The organism is Oleiphilus sp. HI0132 (assembly GCF_001635845.1).
On sequence record NZ_LWGJ01001214.1, the window covers coordinates 1 to 1,161 of the forward strand.

2 protein-coding genes are annotated in these 1,161 nt (G+C 40.3%); both read right to left on the reverse strand.

Features of this window, described 5'->3' with window-relative positions; all coding sequences use genetic code 11:
- Positions 1-807, reverse strand: an 807-nt coding sequence (locus tag A3766_RS17730; protein ID WP_068642607.1) for a CorA family divalent cation transporter, incomplete at its 3' end; no start/stop codon positions are given.
- Between the two features lie 11 nt (positions 808-818).
- Positions 819-1,161, reverse strand: a 343-nt coding sequence (locus tag A3766_RS17735) for a hypothetical protein (protein WP_231882918.1), incomplete at its 5' end; no start/stop codon positions are given.

Sequence of the window (1,161 nt, forward strand, 5' to 3'; positions counted from 1 at the left end):
GACCGTTAAAACTCTCATCGTTTCATTCAGCTGATGCGCTGATATCGATAAATAACCATCGATCAAATCTCCGCAAATATCGTAGTGCATCTGAGCAAGTGTAAAAAGGCGCTGGAAACGATCATCTAAGTCGTTAATTGCATGCTCGCAAGCTGCCTTGTCGAAATATGCGTACTCATCACTTTCTTTATGTAAGCCTTCACTTATGTCCGTATGATAATTAAATGTCCGCGTCAGTTTTACCAGCCGCGACTTAAACTTTGTCAGCTCTTTCAACTGTTGGTCATTTGCATTGTTTTCGAGTTGCTCCTCAATCTCACTAAGTTGAGTATCAAAATTAAGCAACTTCTCGAGGTAAACACTCGATGCTGCTTTCATTATTTGAATAGCGACCGTCATAGGAGATATATGTTTGAGTTTACGCAAGGCTTTTTTAGATTGCTCTACCCCAACCGATTTAACCGGGTGAACAGTAACCAGAATGTTGTCTTTAACAATGAGTCCAATCGACTGATGTTGGAAAGATATATCATCTTCAATGGCACGAATTCCGCGATACAAAATAAATAAGTGCTCGTCAAAAAACTCGATTTTTGACGGGTGGCTCTTTCGCAGGGTATCTTCAATAGCAAGGTGGTCAATATTTAGCTCTGTGAGCAAACGTTTAATTATTTCATGATCTTCGGTCGTAAGATCAATCCACAGCTTTTGGCTCGTGAGTAAGTCGCCGGAAATTAGATCATCAATCGACATTGCTTCGAGCTCTTGACTCTTACCATCGTCAGAGAGCTGGATAATACTTAACATGTCATAACCCTCTATATCTCTATTATTTCTGGCACTTCAATCTCTGGAGCGTCTTCTACAGGCATTTCAAGCGCCCTAATAACATTGAGAATGTTTTCTATCTCGTTCGTATGAATGTTCTCTCGATGATGGCACGCAAAGATTTGTCTAGCAATGACCGGCGCATCGGCAACTTGATAAAGGCTTTTGTCGATATAGGGTTCAATTAAACGGTATGGTAAATAGGCACTGCCGCCAAATTCAAGCATAAATTCAAGCGCTATTCGTGAAAGCGTAGTATGAAGAATAGGTGATATATTATCTGAAAACACCTGAGTAAAACTCATTTGAAACGACAAACCCCAATCAATGGCA